The 22841-nt window shown below is 71.8% G+C and carries 19 protein-coding genes and 1 pseudogene; 9 read left to right on the forward strand and 11 right to left on the reverse strand.

Annotated elements, in window-relative coordinates:
- Positions 1-168: 168 nt before the first annotated feature.
- Positions 169-783 carry a substrate-binding periplasmic protein gene (locus BLW84_RS12545; protein WP_093265115.1) on the reverse strand — a complete coding sequence of 205 codons (615 nt, stop codon included), beginning with the start codon at positions 781-783 and terminating at the stop codon, positions 169-171.
- A gap of 130 nt (positions 784-913) precedes the next feature.
- Positions 914-1048, reverse strand: a pseudogene (locus tag BLW84_RS12550) (LuxR C-terminal-related transcriptional regulator); the annotation flags it as partial.
- Between the two features lie 399 nt (positions 1049-1447).
- On the opposite strand from BLW84_RS12550, the gene edd reads away from it, so the two are divergent.
- The 4 genes from edd to BLW84_RS12570 all read left to right on the forward strand — a co-directional run bounded on the left by edd (position 1448) and on the right by BLW84_RS12570 (position 6373).
- A complete protein-coding gene (gene edd, locus BLW84_RS12555) occupies positions 1448-3295 on the forward strand; it encodes a phosphogluconate dehydratase (RefSeq protein ID WP_093265117.1) in 1848 nt (615 codons plus the stop codon).
- A 101-nt stretch (positions 3296-3396) separates the two neighbouring features.
- Positions 3397-4023: a bifunctional 4-hydroxy-2-oxoglutarate aldolase/2-dehydro-3-deoxy-phosphogluconate aldolase gene (eda, locus tag BLW84_RS12560; RefSeq protein ID WP_093265118.1), complete on the forward strand. Its 627-nt coding sequence runs from the start codon at positions 3397-3399 to the stop codon at positions 4021-4023.
- Positions 4024-4292: 269 nt separating this feature from the next.
- The gene (locus BLW84_RS12565; RefSeq protein ID WP_177226421.1) at positions 4293-5657 is read left to right on the forward strand and encodes a polysaccharide deacetylase family protein; all 1365 of its coding nucleotides are present in this window, start codon (positions 4293-4295) and stop codon (positions 5655-5657) included.
- Entirely contained in the window at positions 5645-6373 is a 729-nt protein-coding gene (locus tag BLW84_RS12570) for a hypothetical protein (protein WP_093265121.1), read from the forward strand. The genes BLW84_RS12565 and BLW84_RS12570 overlap by 13 nt, the downstream gene beginning before the upstream one ends.
- Positions 6374-6376: 3 nt before the next feature.
- Here BLW84_RS12570 and BLW84_RS12575 read toward each other — a convergent pair whose 3' ends face one another.
- The 4 genes from BLW84_RS12575 to recA form a co-directional block, all read right to left on the reverse strand.
- On the reverse strand, positions 6377-7018 hold the full coding sequence (locus tag BLW84_RS12575; protein ID WP_342743141.1) for an HAD family hydrolase: 642 nt from the start codon (positions 7016-7018) through the stop codon (positions 6377-6379).
- Positions 6903-7664, reverse strand: coding sequence for a HEAT repeat domain-containing protein (locus BLW84_RS49015; RefSeq protein WP_245761100.1), 762 nt, complete (start codon positions 7662-7664; stop codon positions 6903-6905). Before BLW84_RS49015 ends, BLW84_RS12575 begins: the two co-directional genes overlap by 116 nt.
- 205 nt (positions 7665-7869) lie before the next feature.
- Positions 7870-8478 (reverse strand): regulatory protein RecX, encoded by a 609-nt coding sequence (locus BLW84_RS12580; RefSeq protein ID WP_245761101.1) that lies wholly within the window; start codon positions 8476-8478, stop codon positions 7870-7872.
- 38 nt (positions 8479-8516) lie between these two features.
- Entirely contained in the window at positions 8517-9557 is a 1041-nt protein-coding gene (recA, locus tag BLW84_RS12585; RefSeq protein WP_093265124.1) for a recombinase RecA, read from the reverse strand.
- Between the two features lie 260 nt (positions 9558-9817).
- Between recA and BLW84_RS12590 the strand changes: the two genes are divergently transcribed.
- Entirely contained in the window at positions 9818-10588 is a 771-nt protein-coding gene (locus BLW84_RS12590) for a DUF4383 domain-containing protein (RefSeq protein ID WP_093265126.1), read from the forward strand.
- A gap of 223 nt (positions 10589-10811) precedes the next feature.
- Here the strand turns inward: BLW84_RS12590 and BLW84_RS12595 are convergent, their stop codons facing one another.
- Complete coding sequence (locus tag BLW84_RS12595) at positions 10812-11006, reverse strand: DUF3046 domain-containing protein (RefSeq protein WP_093265242.1); 195 nt, start codon at positions 11004-11006, stop codon at positions 10812-10814.
- A 37-nt stretch (positions 11007-11043) separates the two neighbouring features.
- On the opposite strand from BLW84_RS12595, the gene BLW84_RS49865 reads away from it, so the two are divergent.
- On the forward strand, positions 11044-11175 hold the full coding sequence (locus BLW84_RS49865) for a hypothetical protein (protein WP_281247390.1): 132 nt from the start codon (positions 11044-11046) through the stop codon (positions 11173-11175).
- A 1-nt stretch (position 11176) separates the two neighbouring features.
- Here BLW84_RS49865 and BLW84_RS12605 read toward each other — a convergent pair whose 3' ends face one another.
- On the reverse strand, positions 11177-12991 hold the full coding sequence (locus tag BLW84_RS12605; RefSeq protein WP_093265128.1) for an Hsp70 family protein: 1815 nt from the start codon (positions 12989-12991) through the stop codon (positions 11177-11179).
- 172 nt (positions 12992-13163) lie between these two features.
- On the opposite strand from BLW84_RS12605, the gene BLW84_RS12610 reads away from it, so the two are divergent.
- Positions 13164-17732 carry an ATP-dependent helicase gene (locus BLW84_RS12610; RefSeq protein WP_093265245.1) on the forward strand — a complete coding sequence of 1523 codons (4569 nt, stop codon included), beginning with the start codon at positions 13164-13166 and terminating at the stop codon, positions 17730-17732.
- 261 nt (positions 17733-17993) lie between these two features.
- Here BLW84_RS12610 and BLW84_RS12615 read toward each other — a convergent pair whose 3' ends face one another.
- Together BLW84_RS12615 and BLW84_RS12620 are read right to left on the reverse strand one after the other, a co-directional pair.
- The gene (locus BLW84_RS12615) at positions 17994-18764 is read right to left on the reverse strand and encodes a maleylpyruvate isomerase N-terminal domain-containing protein (RefSeq protein WP_245761102.1); all 771 of its coding nucleotides are present in this window, start codon (positions 18762-18764) and stop codon (positions 17994-17996) included.
- Positions 18761-19207 (reverse strand): SAV_6107 family HEPN domain-containing protein, encoded by a 447-nt coding sequence (locus BLW84_RS12620; protein WP_093265129.1) that lies wholly within the window; start codon positions 19205-19207, stop codon positions 18761-18763. Before BLW84_RS12620 ends, BLW84_RS12615 begins: the two co-directional genes overlap by 4 nt.
- A 316-nt stretch (positions 19208-19523) precedes the next feature.
- On the opposite strand from BLW84_RS12620, the gene BLW84_RS12625 reads away from it, so the two are divergent.
- Complete coding sequence (locus tag BLW84_RS12625; protein ID WP_093265131.1) at positions 19524-20093, forward strand: GNAT family N-acetyltransferase; 570 nt, start codon at positions 19524-19526, stop codon at positions 20091-20093.
- Positions 20094-20179: 86 nt separating this feature from the next.
- On the opposite strand, the gene BLW84_RS12630 is transcribed toward BLW84_RS12625, so the two are convergent.
- A complete protein-coding gene (locus tag BLW84_RS12630) occupies positions 20180-21862 on the reverse strand; it encodes a DUF885 domain-containing protein (RefSeq protein ID WP_093265132.1) in 1683 nt (560 codons plus the stop codon).
- Positions 21863-22126: 264 nt separating this feature from the next.
- On the opposite strand from BLW84_RS12630, the gene BLW84_RS12635 reads away from it, so the two are divergent.
- Entirely contained in the window at positions 22127-22792 is a 666-nt protein-coding gene (locus tag BLW84_RS12635; protein WP_093265134.1) for a DUF3153 domain-containing protein, read from the forward strand.
- Positions 22793-22841 lie beyond the last annotated feature (49 nt).

Raw genomic sequence — 22841 nt, forward strand, 5'->3', positions numbered from 1 at the left:
GGGCACGGCCGCCATTGGCCCTGCCCGGCATCGAGCGCGAGGTATGGATACGAGTCTGCTCAACCGCCGACGAATCGGCACGTGCTTTTCCCGAAGAGCAGGCGGCTCCGGGGCCTCGTCCCCGAAACCGGTCGCGTCGTGGTGGTCAGCGCACTTCGGGAATGCCCGTCACGAGCCCGGCCGGGCCTGAATCCCGGCCGCGCCGAGGGTCGCGTCGTAGGCGCGCTGCCAACTGCCGTCCGCGACCGCCTCGTCGAGCATCCGCTGCAGCTCCTCGGCCAGCTTACGGTCGTCGGACTTGACCACGAGGTAGCGTTCGCTGCCGGTGATCACGTACGGCCCGACCTGGGCCAGCTGCGGGTTGTCGGCGGTCCCGCCGAACAGGACGTCGACATTGCCTGCGGCCACGCCGTCGAGCAGCAGGGTCGACGGCAGCCGCCGGAACTGCACCTGCGTCGAGTCGAGTCCGATGCGTTTCGCCAGGTCACGGGCCATTTCGACGTCGAATCCCCGGTATTCGCCCGCCCCGTCCCGGGTGGCGAACTGGGGCGCGTCCTCCCGCACGCCGACCAGGAGCAAGCGCCGCTGCTTGATCCGCGCGATGGTCGGAGAGGTGTCGAGTTCGACCGAATTGCCGGCCGACGGGGCCGGGCTCGTCGGCGCCGTGGTCGGGGCGGGCGGCTTCGGCCCGGCCAGCGCGTTCGGCTCGACCGGCGCGTCCTGCCCGCAGCCCGACAGCAGCGCGGCCGCGGCGACCACCGCGGCGAGCACCCGAATCCGCATGGGCCCGCTCCTCACTCCTCGACTCCCCGACCCATGATCCCGCACGCGGCGGGGTGCTCGGGGCCGGATCTCGGGAGATCGTGAAATGCACACCACACCCGCGGCGTGATCGTCGTCACGGGCGCCGCAGTCATTCGGGAAGGCCTGGGAGGCGAGCGAGTTCGAGGCGGGAGGCGACGCCCAGCTTCGGGTAGGCGTTGGACAGGTGGTAGCCGACCGTTCGCGTGGTCAGGCCCGTCGCGGCCAGGCGAGCGACCTGGCGTTCCTGCGGGGTGAGGCGGGCCGCGGGATCGGCCGACGCGCCGCGGCTTTCGCTGGGCGTGCCGACGCGAACCCTGCGGCTCGCTCGCGCCGGAAGCCGCCAGCCCGCGGTGGCATCGGGGCCGCGGTCGAGCCGGCCGCCCGGGGGAGCAGGGCGCCGATCTGCTGGCCCAAGCCCGCCAGGCGTGGGCCGATGCGTTGCACGTCAGCACCGCGATCCTCGCCGTGGCCGCGGTCGGTGCGTGGAGCGTCCAACGGCGCCGAACGGCTCGGGCCGGCGCGGTCACTGCAGGTGAGCAAGCTGTATCGATTGTGAAATCCAGGCCACACCCGTTAGTGTGATGGCCGTCATGAGGCGCCATCGTCGTCGCCCCGCATTTCGCAATTCTTCCGGAGGCGATCAATGGCGCCGCCAATGCAGCACGTCGTCGAACAGGTCACCCAGCGGATCGCGGACCGAAGCTCCGCGTCCCGCGCCGCGTACCTGGAGCGCATCCGCGCGGCCGGGGCGGTCGGTCCGGCCCGCACCGAGCTGCCCTGCAGCAACCTCGCGCACGGCTTCGCCGCGTGCAGCGGCCCGGACCGGCTCGCGGTGCGCGGAGCCGTCAAGCCCGGCATCGCGATCGTTTCCGCCTACAACGACATGCTCTCCGCGCACCAGCCGTACGCCGAATACCCGGCGTGGCTGAAGGACGCGGTCCGCGAGGCCGGCGGCGTCGCGCAGTTCGCGGGCGGCGTGCCCGCCATGTGCGACGGCATCACCCAGGGCCGCACCGGCATGGAGCTGTCGCTGTTCTCCCGCGACGTCATCGCGATGGCCACCGGCGTCGCGCTCTCCCACGAGATGTTCGACGGCGCCCTGCTGCTCGGGGTGTGCGACAAGATCGTGCCGGGCCTGCTCATCGGCGCGCTGTCGTTCGGCCACCTGCCGACCGTGCTGGTGCCCGCCGGGCCGATGCCCTCCGGGCTGCCCAACCGGGAGAAGAGCCGCATCCGGCAGCTGTTCGCCGAGGGCAAGGCCAGCCGCGAGGACCTGCTGGAAGCGGAGTCGGCGTCGTACCACTCGCCCGGCACCTGCACGTTCTACGGCACCGCCAACTCGAACCAGCTCGTCGTCGAGGTCATGGGCCTGCACCTGCCGGGATCGAGCTTCGTGCCGCCGGGCACCCCGCTGCGCAAGGCCCTCACCGAGGAGGCCGCGCGCCGCATCGTGGAGCTCGGCCGCGGCGCCGACCGGATGCCGATCGGCGAGATCATCGACGAGCGGGCCATCGTCAACGGCGTCGTCGCGCTGCTGGCCACTGGCGGTTCGACCAACCACACGCTGCACCTGGTGGCCATCGCCGCCGCGGCCGGCATCGAGCTGACCTGGGACGACTTCTCCGACCTGTCCGCCGTCGTGCCGTCGCTGGCGAAGGTCTACCCCAACGGTTCGGCCGACATCAACCACTTCGCCGCCGCCGGGGGCGTGCAGACGCTCGTCGGCGAGCTGCTCGACGCGGGCCTGCTGCACCCCGACGTCAAGACGGTCGCCGGGCCCGGGCTGGACCGCTACCGGCAGCAGCCGTTCCTGGAGGACGGCGAGCTCGTCTGGCGGGACGCGCCGGCGAAGAGCCTGGACCCGGACGTGCTGCGCGGCGTCGACGAGCCGTTCGCCCCCGACGGCGGGCTGCGGGTGCTCGACGGCAACCTCGGGCGGTCGGTGATCAAGGTTTCCGCGGTCAGCGCGGAACACCGCGCCGTCACCGCCCCGGCCCGGGTCTTCGACGACCAGCACGGCTTCACGGCCGCGTTCCAGTCCGGCGAGCTGGACCACGACGTCGTGATCGTGATCCGCAACCAAGGCCCGCAGGCCAACGGGATGCCGGAGCTGCACGGGCTGACGCCCGCGCTGGGCGTGCTGATGGACCGCGGGCACCAGGTCGCGCTGGTCACCGACGGCCGGATGTCCGGTGCCTCCGGCAAGATCCCGGCGGCGATCCAGCTGACCCCGGAGGCCAGCGCGGGTGGGCCGCTGGCCCGCGTCCGCGACGGCGACGTGGTCCGGCTCGACGCCGACCGCGGCACCCTGGAGGTGCTGGTGCCCGACGACGAACTCGCCGCGCGCGACAACGCACCGGCCGCGCCCGGAGCGCAGTACGGCACCGGCCGGGAGCTTTTCGCGGCGTTCCGGCAGGCCGTGGGACGGGCCGATCGCGGTGCCAGCGTGTTCGCGCCGCCGACGGCGCAGCCCGCCGACGTGACAGCATGACAACGCTGCTCAGAACTCGTGAGCGCGTCGGGCTGCCACGACGGTCCTACGCGCTCACGGGTGCTCGGCGGAACGCACGAACTAGAAACGGATGAACCCCCATGAAGACTGCAGCTGACGTGCTGGAACTCGCCCCCGTGGTCCCGGTCGTGGCGTTGGACGACGTCGCGCACGCGGTGCCGCTGGCCGAAGCGCTGCTGCGCGGCGGAATCCGCACCATCGAGGTCACCTTGCGCACCCCGGCCGGGCTGCCCGCGATCGAGCGCATCGCCGCCGAGGTGCCCGAGATGGTCGCCGGGGCCGGCACGATCACCGAACCCGGGCAGGCCAAGCGGGCCGCCGACGCCGGGGCCCGCTACCTCGTCACGCCGGGCACCACGGACCGGCTGCTCGACGACGTCGAGGCGTCCGGGGTGCCGTTCCTGGCCGGCGCGAGCACCGTGTCGGAGGCGATGCGGCTGGCCGAGCGCGGGGCGACGGCGATGAAGTTCTTCCCCGCCGAGCCCAGCGGCGGCGTGCCGTTCCTCAAGGCGATCGCCGGGCCGCTGCCGGGCCTGCGGTTCTGCCCGACCGGCGGGATCAGCCCGCAGACCGCGCCGAACTACCTCGCGCTGCCCAACGTGGGCTGCGTCGGCGGCTCGTGGCTGGCGCCGAAGGACGTGCTGGCCGCCGGCGACTGGGCGCAGATCGAGCAGCTCGCCCGCGACGCGGCCGCGCTGCGCCCCTAGCGGCCCGGCCCGCATCGAGCGGAGTGCGCGAACGGCCCGTTCACCTCGTCTATCGCGGTGAACGGGCCGTTGACTTCAATCCGGGCGGTGAGGTGCAGGCCTCCGCAGGTGCGAGGCGAGTCGTGAAGCCGCTGCAGCAGCCCGAAAGTCTCGCAGCCTCCGTCAAACGCGGTAACCAACGCCCCCCAGCGACTGGTTCCGCCTCCGCCCGTGCCGTCAGTAGCGTGATGCCGGTCAGTATCCGTCGATCGGGTTGGCGGTCAGGTGCGATGGACGGAGCACGCCCGGCTCGCAAGCGCTCGAGCAGAATCCTCGCCTGTGTCAGCGCAGCCCTGCTGGCCGTTTTCCTCGGCATGCCGGGCGAAGCCAACGCGCAGACGCCGCGCACCGTGGTCACCTTCACCGTGGACGACGGGAGCGTCTCGCAGACCTCCGGCGCCCGAATCCTCAGCAAGCACGGGATGCGCGGCACCTTCTACGTCGTGTCCGGATCGATCGGCACGCGCGGCTACCTGAGCCTCGACGACCTGCGCTCGCTCGCCGCGGCCGGGCACGAGATCGGCGGGCACACCGTCAACCACCCCGACCTCGCCGAGGGCGCACCGGACGAAGCCCGCCGGGAGATCTGCCAGGACCGGGCCAACCTCGTCGCCTGGGGCTTCCGGCCGACCTCGTTCGCCTACCCGTTCGGCAGCTTCAGCCGCGAGGCCGAGCGGGCGGCCGCGGACTGCGGTTACAACAGCGCGCGGGTCACCGGCAGCCTCCGGACCAAGAACAGCTGCTCGGACTGCGCCCCGGCCGAGTCGATACCGCCGGTGAACCCGCTGGTGGTGCGCGGCACCGACACGGTCACCCCCGACTGGACGCTGGCGGACCTGCAGCAGGTGGTGCTGCGGGCCGAAGCCTCCGGCGGCGGCTGGGTTCCGCTGGTGCTGCACCAGACCTGCGACTTCTGCGGGTCGCTGTCGATCAGCCCGGCCGTGCTGGACCAGTTCGCGTCCTGGCTGGCGCAGCGGCAGGCGAACGGCACGGTGGTGCGCACGGTGGACCAGGTGATCGGCGGCGGGTTCCGCCCGCTGGTCCGCCCGCCGGCGTCCGCGCCGCGCGACGGACTGGTCAACGCGTCGCTGGAAGAGCCGGGCCCGCGCGGCTGGGTGCAGAGCAGCTGGGGCCAGAACAATCCACAATGGACTCGCGTCTCCGACGCGCACGACGGGCATTGGGCGCAGCGGCTGGACATCACCGAATACGCCGGCGGCGAGGCGAAACTCCTGCAGCAGCTGGACATGGGCGAGGCCGCACCGGCCGCGCACCCGAACAACACCTACGAGCTGAGCGCCTGGTACAAGTCGACCGCGCCCACCCAGCTCGCCGTCTACCGCCGCGACCAGGCCGGCGCCTGGCGCTACTGGACGACCAGCCCGTGGTTCGCCGCCTCGGCGAACTGGGCATCCGCGGCGTGGACGACACCGGCGGCCCCGGACGGCACGACCGGCCTGAGCTTCGGGCTCACCCTGACCCGCGCCGGTTCGCTGACCACGGACGACTACCGGCTGCAGGAGCACGTCAGGCCGAAGGCCGAGGCCGTCTGCGCCCGCCTGCCGTGGACCTACCTGCTGAGATGGCTCTGCTGACGGCGAGCGCGGTCGCGGTCGTCGTCCTGATCGCGGCGGCCTGCAGCGGCGACGCGACGGAACCGGACGGCCGGGCGTACCCGCCGCACACCGGCACCGTGGCCACCACGTTCTGGGTCGGCGAGGTGCTCGACCCGGACTCGCCGGACGGCAGCCAGCGGTTGTCGGCCTACGACGCCGACTGGCTGGCGAGTTACGGCGGTTGCGACGGAGTGGAGCAGGACGGCCGGTGCGACACCGAACGCCGCACGGCCGCCAACGACTTCTTCCCCACCCGGATGACGCCGCGGCAGAACCCGTTCTACCTGGACCTGCCCTTCGACGACCGCAACGATCCGGCCGCGTTCGAGCAGCGCGGCCGGGTGGTGCCGTGGGCCGGTGATCCGGGCTACGCGGGCCGCGCCACCAGCTTCATGAAGAACCGCTGGGTTCGGATCCAGCACGGCACCGCGGTCTGCTACGGGCAGATCGAGGACGCCGGGCCGGGCGAGTACCACGACGCGGCATACGTGTTCGGCGCCGACGACCGCCGCCCCGCCAACACCCGGTTCAACGGCGCGGGCATGGACGTCTCGCCCGCGCTGAACGGTTGCCTCGGCCTGCGCGAGCTCGACGGCAAGCACGATGTCGTCGACTGGCGATTCGTCGACGACGTCGACGTGCCGCCGGGGCCGTGGACCCGGATCGTCACCACGAGCCCGCCGTCGGCCTGGTGAGGATCAGGCGGCGATGGTGGTCAGCGCCTCGGGAATCGAGTCCACCACGGGGAATCCGGACGTCTCCAGCGCCGCCCGGCTCATCACACCGGTGGTCACCAGGACGCACTTGGTGCCGGCCTGCTCCGCCGCATGCGCGTCGTCCAGCACGTCGCCGATGAGCACCACGTCGCGCGCGTCGATCTCCTGCGCCGCGAGGTGGCGGCGCAGGTGCTCGGCCTTGGACCCGCCGCCGATGTCGTTGCGGAGCCCGTCGACGCGCGCGAAGAGCGAGTGCAGGCCCATGTCGGTCACCAGCGGGACCAGTTCGTCGTGGAACCACATCGAGAGCAGCGACTGGGTGCGGCCGGCGGTCGCCCAGTCCTTCAGCGCGTGCGGCACGCCCGCCGCGAGTTCGCAGGTGTGCAGCAGTTCCCGGTAGGCCTCGTGGTAGAGCACGTCGATGCGCGCCCAGTCCTGTTCGTCGAGCGATCGCCGCAGCAGCCGCTCGTAGCACTGCAGCAGCGGGCGGCTGAACACCGACCGCCACTCATCGATGTCGATGTGCTCGCGGTCGTAAGCCGTGCAGACCGCGTTCACCGCCGCCACCACTGCGTCGTTGTCCGCGAGGAGTGTGCCGTTCCAGTCCCACACGATGTGCCGCACGTCGGCGAAGGTCGTCATGGCTGGCGACTCTACGAGCCGACCGCGACACACCGGTACCACCGTCCCATTCTGAGAGGCGGCCCACACGCGACCGGCCCGGGATCACACGCCGCCCGTGCCGACCTTCGGGGTCCCGCTCGCGCAGCGAGCCCAGCAGCGGCTTGTACCGGACGGACGGCGTGTAGCCCATCGCGTAGACCGCCGCCTTCCTGATATCGGCTTCCGGCGCACCAAGCGCTTCCCGGATCGCCTCGAAGACGTCCTCGTCGAATCCGTGCGAGCCGCCGAGCGCCACCATCAGAAGCGCGTGCCGACGATCGGCGACGCTTCGCGCGGACTCCAGCGCGTCGAAGAGCTCCTGGCACGAGTAGACGTCGAGCCTGCCCTCGGCGAGTTTGGTCAACGAGAGGCAGGAGTTCCACATTCCCGTGGTGATGAAGAAGTACGGGCAGCCGGTGACGTCGTCGACGACGAAGCGGAGCTCGACGTCGTAGCCGCTCCACACCACCTCGCGGAGCATTCCGTCCCGCTCCGGGTACACCGCTTTCTCCCAGCCGAACTCCGCCGTGAAGGAATCGAGCCGGGATTCAGGTTCGCTCTCCCGCAGGGTGAGCCGGAGGCCGTGGTGCACGAGCGAGAAGGGCATTCGAATCCTCCTGCGGCGACGGGGCGCCGGCCGATGCGGGTCCGGTGGATCTGCGATCCCCCCATCGGACGAACCCGGCGCCGCCGCGTTCCGGCTCCACGGCCATGCCGGCAAAAGCAAAGCCGAGCGGGCGGCGCGCCATCGCGCACCGGCCGCTCGGCAGGTCTGCTCGCTCAGCGGGCGGGCGAAGCCGCGACGCTGTCGGTCACGTGGATTCGAGGTCCGAGTCCGGAGCGTCGTCGCCGGAGCGCTCGATCTCCTCCCGCACCACGCGGAAGGCGAGGCCCTCGGAGTAGCCCTTGCGGGCCAGCATCCCGACCAGGCGGCGCAACTTCGCCGCGTGGTCCAGGTTCGCCATCGTCCGGAGCTTGCGCTGCACCAGCTCCCGCGCCCGCTCGACCTCCGCGTCGCCATCCACAGTGGACAACGCCGCTTCGACCAGGTGCTCGTCGACGCCCTTGCGGCGCAGCTCGAAGCCCAGCGCCTTGCGCCCCAGGCCCTGGTGCCGCTGTCGCGAATGCACCCACTCCTCGGCGAACGAGGCGTCGTCGACCAGGCCCGCGTCGACGAACTTCTGCAACACGGCGTCGGCGACTTCTTCGTCGATCTCCTTGCGCAGCAAGGCCTGTCGCAGCTCCGAGCGACTGCGCGCGCGGGCCGCAAGCAGCCGGTACACCATGTCCCGGGCCAGCTGCTCCGGATCGTCCGGCTTGCGCCGCGACTCCTCGTCGGCCGCGGCTCCCGGCAGGGCGTCGCCGGAAGAGCGGCGCCGTGCACCGCTCCCTCGACGCGTACCGTCACCGTTCATCTGCACCCAATGTCCAAGAGACGATCAACAGGTGGTCGGCGGGATCAGAAGTCCACCGGCGCCGGCTCGGCGTTCTCGGCGTCCAGCGTCGCGCCGATGCCGAGCTTCTCCTTGATCCGCTTCTCGATCTCGTTGGCGATGTCCGGGTTCTCCCGCATGAACTTGCGGGCGTTCTCCTTGCCCTGGCCCAGCTGGTCGCCCTCGTAGGTGTACCAGGCACCGGACTTGCGGATGATGCTCTGCTCGACGCCCATGTCGATCAGCGAGCCCTCGCGGCTGATGCCGATGCCGTAGATGATGTCGAACTCGGCCTGCTTGAACGGCGGGGCGACCTTGTTCTTCACGACCTTGACCCGGGTCCGGTTGCCGACCGCGTCCGAGCCGTCCTTCAGCGTCTCGATCCGCCGCACGTCCAGGCGCACCGACGAGTAGAACTTCAGCGCCTTACCACCGGTGGTGGTCTCCGGCGAGCCGAACATCACGCCGACCTTCTCGCGGAGCTGGTTGATGAAGATCGCGGTGGTCTTGGCGTTGTAGAGCGCGGAGGTCAGCTTGCGCAGCGCCTGGCTCATCAGCCGAGCCTGCAGACCCACGTGGCTGTCGCCCATCTCGCCCTCGATCTCGGCGCGCGGCACCAGCGCGGCCACCGAGTCGATGACGATGATGTCCAGCGCGCCGGAGCGGATCAGCATGTCCGCGATCTCCAGCGCCTGCTCACCGGTGTCCGGCTGGGACACCAGCAGCGCGTCGGTGTCCACCCCGATCGCCTTGGCGTACTCCGGGTCCAACGCGTGCTCGGCGTCGATGAACGCCGCGGTGCCGCCCAGCTTCTGCGCGTTGGCCACGGCGTGCAGCGCGACGGAGGTCTTACCGCTGCTCTCCGGGCCGTAGATCTCCACGATGCGGCCTCGCGGCAGGCCGCCGATCCCCAGCGCGACGTCCAACGAGATGGAACCGGTCGGGATGACCTCGATCGGTGCGCGCGACTCGTCGCCGAGCCGCATGACCGACCCCTTGCCGTACTGCTTGTCGATCTGGGCGAGCGCGAGCTCCAGCGCCTTGCCCTTGTCCGGTGTCGCTGCCATCGGGGGTCCACCTCGGTCGAGTCGAACTTCGTCGTCGTGTGTCAGATCAGACGCTACGGGCAGGGACCGACAATTCCGCCGCGGGGTTCGCCGGCGGCCCGATCCCACGCGCTCCATCTTAGCCGAACGGATGTTCGATCAACTTGCCGACACGCCGGCGACATCACCCGACCGTGTGACGGTGCGATCACCGTGTTCGGGGCGGACACTCGGAAGACCGACTGGCGAACCGGTCGCCCGGGCCCGAGGAGGTGCCGACCATGCGAATGGACCGCTACCTGCCACCAGACCACCCGCTGAGCCGGTTCTACCGGGTCGGGGCGGCCATCTTCGGCGCGTTCCTGCTGGCCTTCGGCGTGCTCGGGCTGGCCAACGAGGTGCCGTTGTTCACCACCAGCGGCATCGACATCATCGGCCTGTCCAGCAACGGCCTGCTGGCCGTGGTCTCGGTGGTGGTCGGCGCGATCCTGGTCGGCGCCGCCGCCTGGGGCGGCCCGGTCGCCTCCACCACCACCGCAGCGATCGGGGTGCTGTTCTTCCTCTCCGGGCTGATCAACCTGGGGCTGCTGAACACGCCCTGGAACCTGTTCGCCTTCAAGCTGCAGAACGTGGTGTTCAGCCTGATCGCGGGCATGCTGCTGATGTTCCTCGGGTTCTACGGCCGGGTCAGCGGCGGACTGCCGCAGGACAACCCCTACGTCCGCTACCGGCACCACGAACCGCCCGCCGAGGAGGTCCCCGAGCAGCGGCTCGCCGACGAGCGGCGGATCGCCGAGATCGAACCGCTCTGCAAGGCCGAGAAGGCCGTCGCCGACGGCAACCCCACGCCGGAGCAGAACCGGTTGGTGCAGGCCGAGACGTGGCGGCACATGCAGGAGGAGCGGCGCCGCGCCTACCAGCACTACCTGGAAGCCGGGCGCAGCCCCGAGCAGCAGATCAGCGCGCAGAACCTGTGGGCCGACTTCGAGGTCCCGGAACGCCGGCCCGCGGAGCCCCGCACCGCGGAGCGCAAGGAGGAAGCGGAGTCCTAGGTCGTGGTTTATAAGCGGCGGTAGCCGCTTGCGGTGTGGGACTCGACTCGCACCGCCGCGGGTTCACGGTGCCCACTCCTCTGGAGTTCTCCCAGCGAGGACAGCCCCGACGTGGTGAATTGGTCATTCATGATGTCGGGGATCCCACAGCGAGGGGGCAACGGTAATTCCCGCAGGGGGGCCGCCACCCGCACCGCTACGCAAACCAAGTTCGAAACGCTCTCTAGCGCCGTTCGGCGGGCACCTCGAATGCCTCGCAGACCGCCTGCCAGACCTCCTTGGTCGACAGCCCGGCCTCGAGCGCCTGGTCGACGGTGCGCCCGCCGAGAATCGAGAACACGTGGTCCTGGGCCAGCATCTCGGCGCGGACCCGGCCGAATTCGTCGGCCATGCGTTGGCGGAAAGCAGTGTGGCGCATCGCCCGCCAGCCTACGCGGCGCCCGTACCCTGGTGGCGTGCTGCTCTTGCTGCAGGCCGATCCGACCGGCTTGTCGACGCCGCTGGGCCAGGTGGTGATCGGCGCCGGGCTGCTGGCGGTCGTCGTGCTCGCGGTGCGCTTCCTGTGGGAGCACCGCAACCGGCGCTGAATCAGGCCTTGCCCGGCTGGACCGACTTCTCGAACTCGTCGGCCAACTTGTTCGGGTCGAGCTGCTTGTCTCCGTTGGGCTTGAGCACCATGCCGACCAGCGGGCGGTCGTCGACCGTGAACACCAGGGTGCCGAAGGTGTCGCTGGTGACCGCGCGGTAGGTGCCGGTCAGGCCGTTGCCGCTCCACTCCGCCTCGACCTGGTCGCTGGTCACGCCGTTGAACTCCAGCAGCAGGTCGGCGCGCCGCTGCGCGGCCTCCATCGTGTCCAGCTGGGTGTAGACGATCTGGGTGCCCTCGTTGGGGTTGCCGATCGAGCAGGACACCACGGTGCCGTCGAGCTCCCGCAGGCCGGGCATGATCCGCTGCCAGCCCGGCGCGCAGTTGGCCTGTTCCGGGACGGTGCCGGCGAGGTTCCCCATGCAGGCGGTGAAGCCCTCGGCATTAACGGTGCCGGGCTGGAAGCAATCCGCCGCGCTGGGCGCGCCGGAGCCGCTGGTCGCGCGGAACACGATCGCCACGATCACCGCGACGGTCGCGACCGCGCCGAGGCCGATCAGCATGTTGCGGTTGCGCCGGGACACGTCCGCGGATGGCTGGGGGTGGGGCTGCTGCTGAGGCGGCGGGACGGGGAACGTGCGGACCGTGTCGGGCTCCCGGTACGGCGCCTGCGGCTGGCCGGTCTGCGGGATGGCGACCGGGCCCGACTGCAGGCTGGACCGGATGTCCTGGGTCCACATCGCGGCACCGTCGCGGGACACGTGGTGCGCCCCGAGCGCGACGGCGGTCTCCGGCTGGTCGAGCGTCGTCGGCACGATCCGCAGCTGTTCACCGATCAGGCTGGCGACCAGCGGCAACCGGCTGGAGCCGCCCACCAGGTACACGCCGGCGAGGCGCTCCGGGTTCATCCCGTTGGAGCGCAGCACCGCGGCCAGCAGCTCGACGCTGCGCAGCATGCTCGGCCGCACCAGGGCTTCCAGCTCCGCGCGGGTGACCAGCACGTCCTCGAAGGGCTCCGGCATCGGCACCTCGGTCTGCGGGTGCCGGGAGAGCGCTTCCTTCGCGGCGCGGACGTCTTCGCGCAGGGCGCGCTGGGCCCGCCGGTCGCCGGTGCTCTCCGGGCGCAGCAGCCGCTGCCAGCGCTGCGGGTCCTTGTTGGAGACCTGCCGCCCGACGTGCTCCAAGAGTGCCTGGTCGACGTCCAATCCGCCGAGGTCGGCCAGGCCGTCCTCGGCCAGCACCGCGAACCCGTTCTGAGTGGCGCCGACGATCGCGCAGTCGAAGGTGCCCGCGCCCAGGTCGTAGACGGCGAGCGCCTGGCCGGCGCCGAGGGTGCGGTCCGGGAAGGACGCGAAGTGCGCGGCCGCGGCCACCGGTTCCGGGATCAGCACCAGGTTGCAGGTGAAACCGGCCAACCGGGCGGCGGACAGCAGCACGTTGCGGCGGACCGTGCCCCACTGCGCGGGGTGGGTCAGCCGGACCTCGTCGGGCTGGGCGCCGCCGAGCTGCCGGGTGGTCTCCTCGGCGACCCGGTGCAGCACCGCGGCCAGCGCGTCGGTGACGGTGATGACGTTGTCGCCGAGCAGCAGGGTGCTCTCGTCGACTCGGCGCTTCGGGTTCGGCTCGAACCGGGACGGGTCGAGCCGGGCGCGGCGTTCGGCGTCGCGGCCGACGATGATCCCGCCGTCCTCGGTGGCGAACACCGCGGATGGCATGGTCGCCGAGCCGTCGACCTCGACCACCCGCGGCGGCCTGCCGTGCGCCGACAGGACCGCGACGGTGTTCGAGGTGCCGAGATCCACTGACAGGACGCGCACCCGTCCCCCTCCCACGCTGAAGCTTCCGGGCTCGAATGCTGCCACGTCAGCGGCGGCGGGAAGCGATGATCCCCCGCATTCGTGCCGAATCACATCCCGGCAGGCCCTTGTGGACGGTCGGCCGCTGCCGGTCGCGGGTGTCGGTGTCGGGGCGTTGGTCCAGCATGTAGTGGTGAGCGATGTGCTGGACGGCTTCTCCGCGGCGACCCGCGACTGGTTCCGCGGGGCCTTCGCCGCGCCCACCGAGGCGCAGCGCGGGGCGTGGGAGGCGATCGCCGGGGGCGAGCACGCGCTGGTCGTCGCGCCGACCGGCTCCGGCAAGACGCTCGCGGCGTTCCTCTCCGCGCTGGACAAGCTTGCCGCGGAGGGCACGCCCGCCGACGCGAAACAGCGCTGCCGGGTGCTCTACGTGTCGCCGATGAAGGCGCTGGTCGTCGACGTGGAGCGGAACCTGCGCGCGCCGCTGGCCGGGATCCGGCAGGCCGCGCAGCGCCTCGGCAGCGCCCCGCCGGACATCCGCGTCGGCATCCGCACCGGGGACACCCCGGCCGACGAGCGCCGTTCGTTCGCCCGCACCCCTCCCGACGTGCTGGTCACCACGCCCGAGTCGCTGTTCCTGCTGCTGACCTCGGCGGCCCGGGAGTCGCTGCGCGGCGTCGAAACGGTGATCGTCGACGAGGTGCACGCGGTGGCCGCCACCAAGCGCGGGGCGCACCTGGCGCTTTCGCTGGAACGGCTGGACGAGCTGCTGCCGAAGCCGGCGCAGCGCATCGGGCTGTCCGCGACGGTCCGCCCGGTGGAAGAGGTGCGGACCTTCCTGGCCGGCGGCCGGCCGGTGCGCACCATCCAGCCGGCGAACGCCAAGGAGGTCGAGGTCCGGGTCGAGGTTCCGGTGCCGGACATGGCCGAGCTGGGCGCGCCGACCGGCGAGGTTGAGGGCCCGGCGGCGGGCGCGGAGCAGCGCACGTCGATCTGGCCGTCGGTGCAGGAGCGGATCCTGGAGCTGATCCGCGCGCACCGCTCGACCATCGTGTTCACCAACTCCCGGCGGCTGGCGGAGCGGCTCACCGCCGGGATCAACGAGCTCGCGGCCGAGGAGCCGGTGCCCCTGGAGCGGTTCCCCGCCGAGGCGGTGGGCGGTTCCGGGATCGGCGGCGGCGCCCCACCGATCGTCGCGAAGGCGCACCACGGCTCGATGTCAAAGGAACAGCGGGCGGTGGTCGAGGAGGAGCTGAAGTCCGGGCGGCTGGCCTGCGTGGTGGCCACCTCGTCGCTGGAGCTGGGCATCGACATGGGCGCGGTGGACCTGGTGATCCAGGTGGAGACGCCGCCGAGCGTGGCATCCGGGCTGCAGCGCATCGGGCGCGGCGGGCACCAGGTCGGCGCGGTGTCGCGGGGCGTGGTGTTCCCGAAGTTCCGGGGCGATCTCGTCGGCTGCGCCGTGGTGTCCGAGCGGATGGCGGACGGGCTGATCGAGTCGCTGTACTTCCCGCGCAACCCGCTCGACGTGCTGGCCCAGCACGTCGTGGCGATGGTCGCGATGGACACCTGGCAGGTGCCGCGGCTGGCGGCGCTGCTGCGGCGCGCCGCGCCCTACGCGGGACTGCCGGACTCTGCGCTGCACGCGGTGCTGGACATGCTGGCGGGCCGCTATCCCAGCGAGGAGTTCGGCGAGCTGCGGGCTCGCATCGTCTGGGACCGGGTGAACGACGAGCTGCGCGCGCGGCCGGGCGCGCAGCGGCTCGCGGTGACCTCCGGCGGCACGATCCCGGACCGGGGCCTGTTCGTGGTGACCACGCCCGCCGACGAGGCGGGCAAGGGCGGGGTGCGGGTCGGCGAGCTCGACGAGGAGATGGTCTACGAGTCGCGGGTGGGCGACACCTTCCTGCTGGGCACCTCGGCGTGGCGGGTGGAGGACATTACCCACGACCGGGTCGTGGTGGTGCCCGCGCCGGGCGAGCCGGGCCGGATGCCGTTCTGGAAGGGCGATTCGCCGGGCCGGCCGCTGGAGCTCGGGCGCGCGCTGGGCGCGTTCGTCCGGGAGTTGACCAGCGCGGACACACCGGCGGCGCGGTCCCGCGTCGCGGCCGCTGGGCTGGACGAGTGGGCCAGCGACAACCTCCTGTCCTATTTGGACGAACAGCGCCAGGCGACCCGGCACGTCCCGGACGACCGCACGATCGTGGTGGAGCGGTTCCGCGACGAGCTCGGCGACTGGCGGATGGTGGTGCACTCGCCGTTCGGCGCCAAGGTCAACGGCCCGTGGGCGCTGGCCATCGGCGCCCGGATCCGCGAGCGGCGCGGGATCGAGCCGCAGGTGGCCTCCTCCGACGATGGGATCGTGCTGCGGCTGGCCGACGCGCTGGACGAATCCGGTGCGGAGGTGCTGCCGACCGCCGAAGACGTCCTGCTGCCGCCGGAGGAAGTGCAGCAGGTGGTGACCGACGAAGTCGGCGGCTCGGCGCTGTTCGCGGCCCGGTTCCGGGAGTGCGCGGCGCGGGCGCTGCTGTTGCCGCGCCGGGATCCGCGTCGCCGCACGCCGTTGTGGCAGCAGCGGCAGCGGGCCGCGCAGCTGCTGACGGTGGCTGCGCAGTACGAGCAGTTCCCGATCGTGCTCGAAGCGATGCGGGAATGCCTCCAGGACGTCTACGACCTGCCCGGGCTGACCGAGCTGATGTCGCAGGTCGCGGCGCGCAAGGTGCGGGTCGTCGAGGTCGAGACGCCGACGCCGTCGCCGTTCGCGCGCAGCCTGCTGTTCGGCTACATCGGCATGTTCCTGTACGAGACCGATGCGCCGCTGGCGGAACGCCGATCGGCGGCGTTGAGCCTGGATTCGACGCTGCTGGCGGAGCTGCTCGGCTCGGAGGCGATGCGGGAGCTGCTCGATCCCGAGGCGCTCGACGAGATCGAGCAGCAACTGCAACGACTCGCCCTGGATCGGCACGCCCGCGACGCCGAAGCCGCCGTAGACCTGTTGCGGTTCCTGGGCGATCTGTCCACGACCGAAGCCGAGGCGCGGGGCGTGCGGCCGGAGTGGCTGGCGGACCTTGCGGAGCAGCGCCGGGTGCTGCGGGTGCGCATCGCGGGCGACGAGCGCTGGATCGCGATCGAGGACGCGGGCAAGGTCCGCGATGCGCTGGGCGTCGCGCTGCCGGTCGGCGTGCCGGAGGCGTTCACCGAACCGGTCGCCGACCCGCTGGGCGACCTGCTGATCCGCTACGCGCGCTGCCGCGGGCCGTTCACCGCCGACGCCGTGGCGCAGCGATTCGGGTTGGGCGTGGCCGTGGTGCACGGCGTGCTGGACCGGCTGACCGGCACCGGGCGGCTGGTCCGCGGCGAGCTGCGGCCGTTGGAGGCCGGTGGCGGCGGCGTGCTGGAGTACTGCGACGCCGATGTGCTGCGGCGGCTTCGACGTGCGTCGTTGGCCCGGCTGCGCGCCGAGGTCGAGCCGGTGGAACCGGCCGCGCTGGGCCGTTTCCTGCCCGCGTGGCACGGCGTCGGGGCGCGGCTGCGCGGCGCGCCGACGGTCGACGACGTGTACGCCGTGGTCGAGCAGCTCGCGGGCGCGCCGGTTCCGGCGAGCGGCCTGGAGTCGCTGATCCTGCCCGCCCGGCTGCCCGGCTACTCCCCCGCGCTGCTCGACGAGCTGACCGCGACGGGCGAGGTCAGCTGGGTCGGCTCGGGCTCGCTGGCCGGCGGCGACGGCTGGATCGCGCTGGCGCCCACCGACGTCGCCGACCTGCTGCTGCCCGACCTGCCCGAGGAAACCACCGCCGATTCCCCGTTGCACCGCGCTGTTGTGTCCGCATTGGACGGTGGCGCGCTGTTCTTCCGCCAGCTGGCGGATCGGTCGGCGGCACTGCTGCTGGGGCAGGGCGAGACCGCGCCCGCCGACGATGCGGTCACTGCGGCGTTGTGGGACCTGGTCTGGGCCGGTGCGGTCACGAACGACACCTTGGCACCGTTGCGGGCGTTGGTGTCCGGACGCGGCGCAGCGCACAAACCTCGCCGCAGCGCGCCTCGTGGCCGCTACGCGAGATTGCGCGCCGGCCGGCCTTCGATGCCCAGCCGCAGCGGGCCGCCAACGGTGTCGGGGCGTTGGTCGCTGGCGCCGCAGCCGTCCAGTGAACCGACGCGGCGGGCGCATGCGCGGGCCGAGGCGTTCTTGGAACGACACGGGGTGCTGACGCGCGGAGCGCTGGACATCGAGCGCGTCACGGGCGGATTTTCTGCCGTGTACAAGGTGCTTCGGGCGATGGAGGAATCCGGGCGTTGCCGGCGCGGATACGTCGTCGAAGGGCTCGGGGCCGCGCAGTTCGCGGTGCCCGGCGCGATCGATCGCCTGCGCGCGCTGTCCCGCGAGGACGGCGACGGCGAGGCGGTGGTGCTTGCTGCCGCCGATCCGGCGCAGCCCTACGGGGGCGCGCTGGAATGGCCTGCGGTGATGGGCGAAACGCGGCATCGGCCCGGGCGCAAGGCCGGAGCGCTCGTGGTGCTCGTGTCCGGCGAAGCGGTGTTCTACGTCGAGCGCGGCGGAAAGTCGTTGTTGTCCTTCACCGACGACGAATCGGCGTTGCGCAGCGCCGCAGCAGGGTTGGCCCGCGTTGTCCGGGACGGCTGGTTGGAACAGCTCGCGGTGCAGCGCGCCGACGGCGAAGGCGCTTGGGGCTCCCGCCTGGCCGACGTGCTCACCGAAGCTGGATTCCGCGCCACGCCGAAGGGTTTGCGGCTGCGCGCCTGACTCGGTTCGTCAACGCCGGAGCGGGCATAACCACGCGTCGCAGGCCCGCAGCGCATCGACGAGGCCCGGCTCGACCGGAGCTGGCCAGGCTGGGCGGTCTTCGCGAAGGCGGCGGAATGCACCGCGTGGATGGCGGCGACGTCGGCAGGGATCTCACGTCGAATCAGCACCCGCACACGCTGACCCTGCCACCTCCGCGACGCAAACGGATTGAGCCGTCCCGTGCCGCGGCGAGATCCGCGCCGCCACGCAGGGCCAGGCTCAGCGGGTGGCCAGTTGCAGCAGGCTCCAGAGCTGCGCGATCGCATCGAGATCGCCGCTGGTCTCCACCGCTCGATCGGGCAGCCGGCCCCACATCCACAGGTAGACGGCGGGCGCATCGCCGCCGACGACCGCGTCGGGCGTCGTGGTCGCCACGTCCGCGGAACTCACCACCGCGGTGCCGTTCTGATCCGCGGTGACCAGCCAGTTCTGGTCGGCCACGTACACCCCGACCGAACAGGGCCGCGTCGCGGTGATGCCGAGCGCGTGCAGCCGGTAGCCGAACCAGAGGCGCAGCACCTCGTCGACGCCGTCGGTGGCCACCTCCGGCTCGATCGGCGTCGGCAGCACTCCCGCCGCAACCTGCACGTCCACCCGGTGCACCGTCGTGGCGTGCAGCATTCGCCGCAGCCAGAACCGCACGGTGTGCTGCTCGGGCCACCACGTCGGACACCGGTCGTGCGGCGGGCGGGCGCCGAACTCGGCGAGCAGGTCGGCCAGGCGAACGGCGAATCTGCTGGTCACCTCGCGCAGCGAGGGCTGATCCGGCAGGTCCCAGCGCTGCTCGGCCGCCGTCGCGCCCAGCCAGGACAGCGTGTCCTCGCACAGATCGCCCAGGTGCCGGATCGTCTGCCCCAAGGTCCGCCCGGACGCGCCCAACGCCGGCGCGTCGGCGTGCGCGTCGTGGGTCGCCGCGGTGAGCAGCTGCGCCTCGATGCCGAGCAGGTCGAGCATCCGCCCGTAGTCGAGCCCCACTTCGGTTCCGTTCATCGAGCCACCCCCAGCAGGCTCCGGCCCACGATGTCGAGGAATTCGCGGCTGCGCGCCAACAGCCCGTCGGCATCCAGCCAGGTGATGGTCGGCACCCCCGCCTCCGCCACGGCCCGCCGGTCCGAGCGCGCCGCGAAGAAGGCCGCCCACTCCCGGAATTCGGGGGCGGCGGCGGTCAGCATCGTCCAGACGCTGGCCGGGCGGCTGTTCTCGCTCCGCCAGGAACGCGCCACCACCACCGCCGTCGCGGCGCGTAACGCCGCCACGTGCGCGGCCACGTACCGCTCGCTCGGCCGGTCCGCCTCTTCCGCCTCGTGCAGGCGGCTTCGGGCGTCGAGCAGCAGCGTCAGGGAACCGGCCGGCGTGTCCGCCTCGGGCGTCGGTTCGTGGTTCTCCACGGAGTGCCGCGGAGCCGGAATCGAGAAGTCAGTGGAAAAAGACATCGGCGTATCTCCTCTGCACGACGAAGCCGTCCACGCCTGCCGTGGGGAGCCGGCAGGTCCGGCGGCGGGGTGCTTCCCCCACCCCACCGCCGGACTCGATGTTCGAACGTATGTCCATCGAACTTCCGTTCGAACATCTTTAGATTAGCGCGCACCACCGACGGACTCAAGCAATGAGCCCCAGCTCACCTGTTCGAGTCATGACCAGCCAAGATGATCACCCGAGTGGCCGAATCAGCCACCCGGCCGAGAGCTCGCGGCGGCAGGATCGGCCGCGGAAAGGACCGCACGCCGCGGAGGGGCTAATGTTCGCCCCGTGACCGCCGCGCCATCACCCCGTTGTTACCGGATCACCGAGCTGACCACGGAGCAGCTCCGGGCCCGGCTCCCCGAGGCCCTGCAGATCTACGTGACCGCGATGAACTACCCGCCCGCGACCGCACAGCAGCGCGCCCCGATGTGGTCGGCGCACATGCTGCGCGCGGGCTGGCGCTGCATCGGCGCGTTCAGCGACCGCGACGAGCTCATCGGCATCGGCTACGGCTACCTGGGCGCCCCGGGGCAGTGGTGGCACGAGCAGGTCCGCCGCGGGCTGCTGAGCAGCGGCGGCGACGCAGACAGCTGGCTGGACGACTACTTCGAGCTCACCGAGCTGCACGTGCACCCGGGAAGCCAGGGCGGCGGCCTCGGCGAGGAGATCCTGCGCCGCCTGCTCTCCGGCGCGCAGGGCGGCAAGGTCCTGCTCTCCACGCCGGAAGGCCCGACCCGCGCCTGGAAGCTGTACCGCAGGGTGGGCTTCGCGGACGTCCTGCGCAACTACCGCTTCACGGGCGACCCGCGCCCCTTCGCGGTCCTGGGGCGCCCGCTCCCCCTGGAAGCCGTTTGATCGGCTGACGTCGGACCGGGATTCGATTTCCGATCCCGGGCCGTGGGTCCCTGGCGCCCTGGAAGACCCACAGCCCGGGCCGGGGCTTACAGCAGGGCCAGCTGCTCGCGGAGGGTGTCGAGCCCCATGCCGCCCATCTTCAGGGCCTGCGTGTGGAACTCCTTCACGTCGAAGGCCGCGCCGTGGCGCTGCTTGGCCTCGTCGCGGGCCGCCCGCCACAGCCGCTCGCCGAGCTTGTACGACGGCGCCTGGCCCGGCCAGCCCAGGTAGCGGTCGATCTCGTCGCGGACCTGCGCCGGGTCGGTGATGGTCCGGCTCAGCATGAACTCCAGGCCCAGCTCCGGCGTCCAGCGCTCGCCCTCGTGGAAGCCGGTACCCGCCGGGATCTCCAGCTCCAAGTGCATGCCGATGTCGACCACCACACGCGCCGCGCGGAAGAGCTGGTCGTTGAGCATGCCGAGCAGGTCGCCGTCGTCCTCGAGGTAGCCGAGCTCGCGCATCAGGCGCTCGGCGTACAGCGCCCAGCCCTCGCCGTGCCCGGAGACGAAGCAGGCCAGCCGCTGGAACTTGTTGAGCCGCTGCGCCTCGTGCACCGCGGTCGCGATCTGCAGGTGGTGCCCGGGCACGCCCTCGTGGTACACGGTGGAAACTTCGCGCCAGGTCGGGAAGTCCTGCCGGTCGGCGGGCACCGACCACCACATCCGGCCGGGCCGCGAGAAGTCGTCGGTCGGGCTGGTGTAGTAGGCGCCGACGCCGCCGCCCGGCGGGGCGATCCGGCACTCCAGCCGCATCAGCGGGTCCGGGATCTCGAAGTGCTTGCCGCGCAGGTCCTGCAGCGCCTGGTCGGACAGCTGCTGCATCCACTCCTCGAACCGGTCCTGCCCGTGCACCTGGTTGCGCGGGTCGGCGTCGAGCACGGCCGCGGCCTCGGCCAGCGTCGCCCCCGGCTTGATCCGGTTCGCGATCTGCTTCATCTCCGCCTCGATGCCGGAGAACTCCTGCCAGCCCCACTCGTACGCTTCCCGCAGGTCGAGGCGGGCTCCGGTGAAGTAGCGCGACCACAACCGGTACCGCTGCTCGCCCACGGCGTCCTTCTCCGGGGCCTTCGGCAGCAGCTCGCCGCGGAGGAAGTCGGCGAGCCCGGCGTACGCCTCGGCGGCCGATTCGGCCGCGGTGCCCAGGTCGCGGCGCAGCGACTCGTCCACGCCCTCGGCGCGCCCGACCATCGCCGCGAAGAACGACGACTGCCCACCGCGCCCGGACCAGGTGTCGCACTGCTCCGCGACCTTGCGGACCTGCCGGGCCGCCGACACGTTGCCGTCCGCGGCCGCCGCCAGCAGGCCGGCGCGCAGGCCCAGCACCGCTTCGGGCATCACCGACAGGCGGCGGGCGATGGTCCGCCACTGCTCCGGGGTGTCGGTCGGCATCAGGTCGAAGACCTGCCGGAGGTCCTGCACCGGGCTGGCGATCACGTTCAGCGAAGACATGTCCGCGCCGACCTCGTGCAGCTCCAGGTCCAGGCCGACGCGCTCGGCGAACACCGCCTGCGCGACCCGCTCGGAATCGTCGGCGGGATCGGCCGCCTGCACCGCCGCGAGGCTGCGGCGGGCGAGCTCCGCGCGGGCCCGGTGCCCGTCCGGCGAATAGTCGGTCAGCTCCTCTTCCCGGCCGGGCACGCCCAGGTAGGTTCCGGCGACCGGATCGAGCGCGACCAGCTCGGATACGAACTGGTCGCTGATTTCGTGCACACCGCTGTGGTCAACTCCCATGCCCGCCACGCTATCGAATCCGCTGGAGAACTCCTTTCGAATAACGGAGCGGGTAGCGGCCCGGCGGGAGTAGCCGCCCCGACTGCATGAATGACCGATTCACCACGTCGAGGCAGCCTCGCGAGAAGACGACCGGAGAACCCGCGGCGGCGCAAGCCTTCGAAGGCAACAACCCGCTATCGCGCGACGACGACGGTCACGCGCCTCGACGAAGTGGGCGTTAGCGGGCAGCGAAAAGGCTCTCCGGATGGGAAGATCGCCCAGGTGGAGGACAAGACCCCGCGCGGCCGCACCGCGCTCCTGCTGGTCCTGATCACCGCGCTCGGCGCGCTGCTCAGCGGGTGCCTGCACGCCAACGCCTCGCTGAACATCTCCGGCGAGGACCAGGTCTCCGGCGAGGTCGTGCTCACCACCCAGGTCGCCGACGGGCAGCCCCCGCTCCGCCTGCAGCCGCCCGAGAACCTCGCCGACCGGGTGCAGATCACGCCGTACCGCGACAGCGGCCGCGACGGCTCGCACCTGTCGTTCCACGACCTGACCTTCCCGGAGGTCGAGCAGCTCGCCGAGGCGATGAGCCCCGATGCCCGCTACCAGCTGCACCTGTCCCGGTCCGGCTCGCTGGTGATCTTCAAAGGCTCGGCGGACCTGACGCCGCTGGCCGACACCGACTCCGGCGTCGACCTGAAGATCAGCGCGCCCGGCGAGATCACCAACACCAACGGTCAGGAGAGCGCCGGCACGGTCGCCTGGTCGCTGCAACCCGGCGCGGTCAGCGAGATGTCGGCCACCTACCAGTTCTCCAACTCCACCGGCATGGACTGGATCGGCTGGGCGCTGCTGGTCGGCGCGCTCACGTTCTGCGCCGCGGCCGTCGTGGCGGGGCTCGCGCTGCGCACCCACGTGCGCAGCCGGGCCGACCAGAACGCCTAAAAGGGTTGTTGGTTGTTCTTCGTCTTTGAAGCGGCGAAGCCGCTTAGCC

Source organism: Saccharopolyspora shandongensis, from assembly GCF_900106995.1.
Taxonomy (GTDB): Bacteria; Actinomycetota; Actinomycetes; order Mycobacteriales; family Pseudonocardiaceae; genus Saccharopolyspora; species Saccharopolyspora shandongensis.

Bases quoted from the DNA above. Each gene is read 5' to 3' on its own strand.
- BLW84_RS12590 (WP_093265126.1), top strand. From the start codon at position 9,818: ATGCGAATGGACCGCTACCTGCCACCAGACCACCCGCTGAGCCGGTTC.
- BLW84_RS12595 (WP_093265242.1), bottom strand. From the start codon at position 11,006: ATGCGCCACACTGCTTTCCGCCAACGCATGGCCGACGAATTCGGCCGG.
- BLW84_RS12565 (WP_177226421.1), top strand. From the start codon at position 4,293: ATGGACGGAGCACGCCCGGCTCGCAAGCGCTCGAGCAGAATCCTCGCC.
- BLW84_RS49015 (WP_245761100.1), bottom strand. From the start codon at position 7,664: ATGCCCTTCTCGCTCGTGCACCACGGCCTCCGGCTCACCCTGCGGGAG.
- BLW84_RS12545 (WP_093265115.1), bottom strand. From the start codon at position 783: ATGCGGATTCGGGTGCTCGCCGCGGTGGTCGCCGCGGCCGCGCTGCTG.
- recA (WP_093265124.1), bottom strand. From the start codon at position 9,557: ATGGCAGCGACACCGGACAAGGGCAAGGCGCTGGAGCTCGCGCTCGCC.
- BLW84_RS12630 (WP_093265132.1), bottom strand. From the start codon at position 21,862: ATGGGAGTTGACCACAGCGGTGTGCACGAAATCAGCGACCAGTTCGTA.
- eda (WP_093265118.1), top strand. From the start codon at position 3,397: ATGAAGACTGCAGCTGACGTGCTGGAACTCGCCCCCGTGGTCCCGGTC.
- edd (WP_093265117.1), top strand. From the start codon at position 1,448: ATGGCGCCGCCAATGCAGCACGTCGTCGAACAGGTCACCCAGCGGATC.
- BLW84_RS12615 (WP_245761102.1), bottom strand. From the start codon at position 18,764: ATGAACGGAACCGAAGTGGGGCTCGACTACGGGCGGATGCTCGACCTG.
- BLW84_RS12620 (WP_093265129.1), bottom strand. From the start codon at position 19,207: ATGTCTTTTTCCACTGACTTCTCGATTCCGGCTCCGCGGCACTCCGTG.
- BLW84_RS12570 (WP_093265121.1), top strand. From the start codon at position 5,645: ATGGCTCTGCTGACGGCGAGCGCGGTCGCGGTCGTCGTCCTGATCGCG.